General features: G+C 72.0%; 3 protein-coding genes and 1 riboswitch. Of the genes, 2 read left to right on the top strand and 1 reads right to left on the bottom strand.

Going from position 1 to position 6,416, the window contains the following annotated elements; translation table 11 throughout:
- Positions 1-982: 982 nt before the first annotated feature.
- Positions 983-1,097, top strand: a riboswitch (TPP riboswitch).
- A 36-nt stretch (positions 1,098-1,133) separates the two neighbouring features.
- Positions 1,134-2,723, top strand: coding sequence for a phosphomethylpyrimidine synthase ThiC (gene thiC / locus E6J59_15075; GenBank protein TMB18088.1), 1,590 nt, complete (start codon positions 1,134-1,136; stop codon positions 2,721-2,723).
- A 16-nt stretch (positions 2,724-2,739) separates the two neighbouring features.
- Here thiC and E6J59_15070 read toward each other — a convergent pair whose 3' ends face one another.
- Complete coding sequence (locus E6J59_15070; protein TMB18087.1) at positions 2,740-4,614, bottom strand: DUF4215 domain-containing protein; 1,875 nt, start codon at positions 4,612-4,614, stop codon at positions 2,740-2,742.
- 130 nt (positions 4,615-4,744) lie between these two features.
- Between E6J59_15070 and acnA the strand changes: the two genes are divergently transcribed.
- Positions 4,745-6,416, top strand: a 1,672-nt coding sequence (gene acnA, locus E6J59_15065) for an aconitate hydratase AcnA (GenBank protein TMB18086.1), incomplete at its 3' end; no start/stop codon positions are given.

The raw sequence follows: 6,416 nt of genomic DNA, 5'->3' as shown, positions 1-6,416 counted from the left end.
CTACGAGGTCGTCTACAACGTCTACGACTGGGGCCTGAACGACGCCGCGCGGACGCCGCACCTGGGCCCGATCCTCTTCCACGAGCCGGTCGAGCACTTCGCCGAGGGCGACACCGAGCTGCGCGAGCTGCACCTCTACGAGGGGAACTTCTGCAACCGGACCTGCGCGTGGTGCACCATCGACGGCTCGCCGCAGGGCTGGTACGAGCGCTACTCGCCCGCCGTCCTCGACCAGGCGCTGGCGACGCTCGCGCCCGACGGAAACTTGAAGTTCTACGGCGGCGAGCCGACGCTCCACGCCGAGGAGATCAAGCGCGCGATCGGCTATGTACGCGAGCGCGGCTTCCGCGGCCTGGTCACCATCTTCTCGAACGGCATCAAGGCGGAGCGCCTGATCGACATCCTGGAGAGCGACGCGCGGAGCGAGGCCGTGCTCAACTACTCGATCTACCACGGGCGCGACGCCGAGCCGCTGCCGCCGCACGCCAAGACCCGGCTCGAGGCGTGGGCCGCGGCGCACCCGGGACGCATCTTCCAGGGCTACAAAGTCCTCTTCCACGCGGGCTCGGGAGCGGAGCTCGAGTACGACCGTGACCGCGAGGCCGACTTCCACGGCCTCGGCAGGGGGTGCGTGCGCTGCTTCCCGGTGCTGACCACGAAGGGCCGCTTCCACGCCTGCCCGTTCGCGGCCGAGATCGATGCGCCGCACTACGACCTGGGACGCGTCGGGACGGAGCCGCAGGTCGTGTTCCGGAACTACCGCACCTTCCGCCGCTGGGTGGACGAGGTCCTCGACCCCGCCGCGCGCGCGCGCGGCGTGACCAGCTGCCAGATGTGCCACCGGCACCTCGCGGAGCTGCCGGCGCCGGAGTACGAGCGGTAGGGACGAGACCTGCGCGGAGGACGTGTCTCTACTTCTTCCGTCCTCCGGCCCCGATGGCGGTCTCTTGACCCACGCTGCGCCAGGGGCCATGGTCGGGTCGAACGACGCTGGGGGAGCCGCCCCGCTCGAGGCGGCTGAGAAAGCAGGGCGAACCTGCTGACCCCTCGAACCTGACCCGGGTAATGCCGGCGGAGGGAAGCGCGACATGACACAGCTCGAAGCGGCCCGGACGGGCCTGATCACGGCGGAGATGCGGCGGGTGGCGCAGCGCGAGTGCGTCACGCCGGAGTTCGTCCGCGACGAGGTCGCCCGCGGCCGGCTCGTGATCCCGGCCAACAAGCGGCACCTGGCCGGCAGCGGCGGCCAGGCGCCTTCCGACGGCCACGACCGGAGCTACCCCGCCGTCGCGGTCGGCCACCCGGGCGCGGGGGCCGACGCGCGTCTGTGGGTGAACCAGACCGTTGCCCAGCGCTGGGCGGTGATCAGGGACCCGAACGTGCTGCGCGGCGAGGGTGCGCCCCGGCGCCTCGATCCGACTGGCATCGGGCGCATGATCACGACCAAGATCAACGCCAACATCGGCGCCTCGCCGGTGAGCAGCAGCACGGCCGAGGAGGTCGAGAAGCTCGAGTGGGCGCAGAAGTACGGCGCCGACACGCTGATGGACCTCTCGACGGGCGGCGACCTGGCCGCCTGCCGCCAGGCGATCATCGACCACGCGACCATCCCGATCGGGACGGTGCCGATCTACAGCATGATCGTCGGGCGGGCGATCGAGGACCTGACCTACGACGTCATCTTGAACGAGATCGAGCGTCAGGCCGCGCAGGGCGTCGACTACTTCACCATCCACGCCGGCGTGCTGCGCGAGCACCTGCCGCTGGTCGGGCCGCGCGTGACCGGCATCGTGTCGCGTGGCGGCTCGCTGCTCGCCAAGTGGATGCTCCACCACGGCAGGCAGAACCCGATGTACGACCTCTTCGACGAGATCAGCGCCATCATGCGCCAGTACGACGTCACCTACTCGCTCGGCGACGGGCTCCGCCCCGGCTGCCTCGCCGACGCGAGCGACGCGGCGCAGCTGGCCGAGCTCCGCACCCTGGGTGAGCTCGTGCAGCGCGCGCGCGCGGCCGGCGTGCAGGCCATGGTCGAGGGCCCCGGCCACGTGCCGCTCGACCAGATCGCGTGGAACATGCGCCTCGAGCAGGAGCTCTGCGACGACGGGCCGTTCTACGTGCTGGGTCCGCTCGTGACCGACGCGTTCCCGGGCTACGACCACATCACGAGCGCGATCGGCGCGACGGAGGCCGCGCGCGCCGGCGCGGCCATGCTCTGCTACGTGACGCCCAAGGAGCACGTCGGGCTCCCCAGGGCCGAGGACGTGAAGGCCGGCTGCATCGCCTACAAGATCGCCGCGCACGCCGGCGATGTGGCGCGCGGCATCCACGGCGCGCGCGCCTGGGACGACGACCTCTCGCGCGCCCGCGCCGCCCTCAACTGGCCCCGGCAGTTCGAGCTCGCGTTCGACGGCGAGACGGCGCGCGCCCTCCACGACGAGGACCTCGAGGTCGACACCGACTTCTGCGCCATGTGCGGCCACGGCTGGTGCAGCATGCGCATCTCGAAGGAGATCCAGGCGTTCGCGAGCGGCAAGGACGCGGGCTTCCAGCCGGAGCGCCGGGCGCAGCGGAGCCCCGGCGTGGGCGAGGAGGGCCGGGAGCTGCTCCGCCAACGCGGCGCAGCTCTGCCCGTCATCGAGGGCAAGCACGCCTGCCACAGCGACCACGTGCCCGACGCGGAGCGGGCGCGGGCAGTGCAGGCGGCGCTGGCGAAGCCCTGAGCACAGACTCTGAGGCTCAGGGCCCCGGGACGATCGCGTAGACCTCGCCGTCGCTCCCCGAGCCCCAGTCGGTGATGTAGAGCTCGCCGCGCGCGTCCTCGCCGAAGGAGGTGACGTTGTCGATCGAGCGGCCGCCGCCCGGCGCGAGCGCCGCCGTGTGGTCCTGCACGTCCTGCGCGTCGCCACCGCTCACACCCTTGAAGCTGCGGATGAACGCGGCGCAGAAGTCCGAGTAGAAATAGCGGCCGCGCAGGTCCGGCATGCGGCAGCCCCGGTAGACGAACCCGCCGGTGATGGCGCAGCCGGCGGGGTGCGTCGTCTCGGCCCCGGAGCAGCCGTTCTGCGACGTGCTGTGGCAGTAGTCGAGGACGGGCAGCGTGAGACCGGTCATGGCGCAGCTCGCGAGCGGGGTGTTGAAGTCGGCCGTGTTGAAGCAGTGCCGGCCCTCCATGATGTTCCAGCCGAAGTTGACGCCGCTCGCGACCGGCGCGGGCACGAAGTCGATCTCCTCGAAGAGGTTCTGGCCGACGTCGGCGACGTAGAGGTCGCCGGTGGCGCGGTCGAAGCTGTAGCGCCACGGGTTGCGCAGCCCCTTGGCGAAGTGCGCCGGCGCGGCGGGCAGCGTGGAGACGTCGACGCGAAGGAGCTTGCCCAGGTCGCTCGCGTCGTTCTGCGCATTGCCCGTCGGATCCCCACCGCCAGCGCGGCCTCCGTCGCCCACGCTGACGTAGAGCATGCCGTCGGGGCCGAACAGGTTGAGGCCGCCGTTGTGGATCGAGGCGGGCCGGGGGACGCTGAATGCCACCTGCTCGCTCAGCGGGTCGGCCTGATCGGAGGCGGGGTTCGCGTGGTAGCGCGCGACCACGTTGTCGCCGTCCGCGATCGGCCCGTTCGGCTTGCTCGTGTAGTTCACGTAGAAGAAGCCGTTCGCCTCGAAGTCGGGATGGAAGGCGACGCTGAGGAGGCCCTGCTCCTCGCCGCCGCTCTCGACCTTCGACCGGATGTCGAGGAACGCGCTCGTCTGGAGGACGCCGTTCTTGACGAGACGGATGCGCCCGGGCTGCTCCACGATGAAGAGCCGGTACGGGTCGAGCGGCGGCGCGGTCACGTACACCGGGTGCGCCAGGCCCGAGGCGACGAGCACCGACTTGATCGCGGTCCCGCTCACGGTCGGGATGCCGGCGCAGACCGCGGAGGTGTTCTCGAGCTGGCAGGTGGCCGAGCAGCCGTCGCCGCTCACCGTGTTGTGATCGTCGCACTCCTCGGTGCCCTCGACGACACCGTTGCCGCACGGCGGGGGCGGCGGGGGCGGCAGGGGCGGTGCGGGCGGCGGGACGGCGCAGTCGGGCGGCGCCGTGGCGTCCTTCGCCGACACGCGGCCCGCCTGGTTGCGCCGGAAGCTCACGAAGACGGCGCAATAGACGTCGGTGCCGAGGGTGAAGCGCACGTCGATCGGCCCCTGCGCCTGGGTGATCCGGTACGACCACGCGCTGCCGCCGCCGCTCACCGCGAGCGTCCCGCCGCGCCGGCGCGAGCGGAAGACGACCTTCCTCACGCCGTTCGAACGGCTGCGGTCGAAGTACCGGTAGCCCCGGCTGCCCGGCGGGTGGCCGAGGCCCGTCCACAGCATGGGGTCGAGCGCGATCGGCCCGGCCGTGCCGTCGCCCGGGTTCTTGCCGGCGATCTCGAGCGTCGCGCCCAGCGCGCGGGGGTCGGCCGCCTGGCTCGGATCGATGGCCGGGTCCTGCGTGGCCCTGAAGCGGACCTTGCGGGTCGGCGCGTCCACCGGGTCCCTCAGCACGAGCGAGCCGCCGGCGATCGGGTGGTCGGTCGCGAGGGCGGCGCTCGCGAGCCCGAGCGCCAGGGCGAGGAGCGAAGGGTGCGGGTTCATCGGTCCTCCGGCGAGCGAGGCGGAGGCTCCTTCTAGCGTCAACCGGCGCTCGAGGTAAACGCCGCACTTTCGGCTGCGGGAGTGCCGCGCCCCCGTGGAAGGGCGCTCCGCAGCCGTATATCGTGCCCGCATGGCGAGCACCGGAGACAGCTATCAGACCCGAAGCGTCCTCGAGGTCGGCGGCACGAAGTTCCTGATCCATCGTCTCGAGGCGCTCGGTGCACGCGCGGCGCGGCTGCCCTTCTCGCTCAAGATCCTGCTCGAGAACCTGCTGCGCGGCGAGGACGGCCGGCGGGTGACGCGCGAGCACATCGAGGCGCTCCTCGCGTGGGAGCCGGCCCGCCCTTCGGAGCGCGAGATCCCCTTCATGCCGGCGCGCGTGCTGCTCCAGGACTTCACCGGCGTGCCCGCGGTCGTCGATCTCGCCGCCATGCGCGACGCGATGCGCGCCATGGGGGGCGATCCCGCGCGCATCAACCCGCTCCAGCCCGCCGACCTGGTGATCGACCACTCGGTGCAGGTGGACGTCTTCGGCACGCCGGACGCGCTCAGGCGGAACACGGAGATCGAGTTCGAGCGGAACCGCGAGCGCTATGCCTTCCTGCGCTGGGGCCAGCAAGCATTTGGAAACTTCCGAGTTGTTCCGCCCGACACCGGCATCGTGCACCAGGTGAACCTCGAGTACCTGGCGCCGGTCGTCTTCCACCGCCCGGAGAACGGGCTCCAGATCGCCTACCCCGACACCGTCCTCGGCACCGACTCGCACACCACCATGATCAACGGGCTCGGCGTGGTCGGCTGGGGCGTGGGCGGCATCGAGGCCGAGGCGGCGATGCTCGGGCAGCCGACCGTCATGCTCGTCCCGGAGGTGGTGGGCTTCCGCCTCGCGGGCCGGCTCGCGCCGGGCGCCACCGCGACCGACGTCGTCCTCACCGTGACCGAGATGCTGCGGAAGAAGGGCGTGGTCGGCAAGTTCGTCGAGTTCTACGGCCCCGGGGTGGCGGGCCTCGCGCTCGCCGACCGCGCCACCATCGGCAACATGGCGCCCGAGTACGGCGCGACGATCGGCTTCTTCCCGATCGACGCGGAGACGCTCGTCTACCTGCGGCTCAGCGGCCGCGACCCGACGCTGGTCGCGCTGGTCGAGGCCTACGCGCGCGCCCAGGGGCTCTTCCGGACCGCCGACACACCGGACCCCGTCTTCAGCGACCGGCTCGAGCTCGATCTCGGCACCGTCGAGCCGAGCCTCGCGGGGCCGCGGCGGCCGCAGGACCGGGTGCCGCTGCGCGGCGCGCGCGGCGCCTGGCGGAAGGCGCTCGCCGAGTTCTTGAAGAAGGAGGTCGACGGGCTCGACAAGAAGGAGGTCGAGCGCTGGCTCGCCGAGGGCGGGCAGCCGATTGCGACCGCGCCGCCCGCCCCGAAGACGCTCGGCGACCTCGCCAGGACGGTGCCGATCGAGATGGGCGGCGCGCGCGGCCAGCTCGGGCACGGCGCGGTCGTGATCGCCGCGATCACGAGCTGCACCAACACCTCGAACCCCTCGGTGATGCTCGCCGCCGGCCTGCTGGCGCGCAAGGCAGTGGCGCGCGGGCTCCGGGTGCGGCCCTGGGTGAAGACCAGCCTCGCGCCCGGCTCGAAGGTGGTGACGCGCTACCTCGCCGACACGAAGCTCATGGCCGACCTGGAGCGTCTCGGCTTCCACCTGGTCGGCTACGGCTGCACGACGTGCATCGCAGCCGGAACGCCGGTGCTGCTCGCCAACGGCACCTCCCGCCGCATCGAGGAACTCCCGGAAGCCGGCG

Source organism: Deltaproteobacteria bacterium, from assembly GCA_005879795.1.
GTDB lineage: Bacteria > Desulfobacterota > Binatia > DP-6 > DP-6 > DP-6.
Note: the sequence above shows the minus strand (reverse complement) of the source record. Positions and strands in the feature narration are given on the sequence as shown.

What these genes read in the sequence shown, in the direction of transcription:
- thiC (TMB18088.1), top strand. Translation starts at nt 1,134, where the DNA reads ATGCGGCGGGTGGCGCAGCGCGAGTGCGTCACGCCGGAGTTCGTCCGC.
- E6J59_15070 (TMB18087.1), bottom strand. Translation starts at nt 4,614, where the DNA reads ATGAACCCGCACCCTTCGCTCCTCGCCCTGGCGCTCGGGCTCGCGAGC.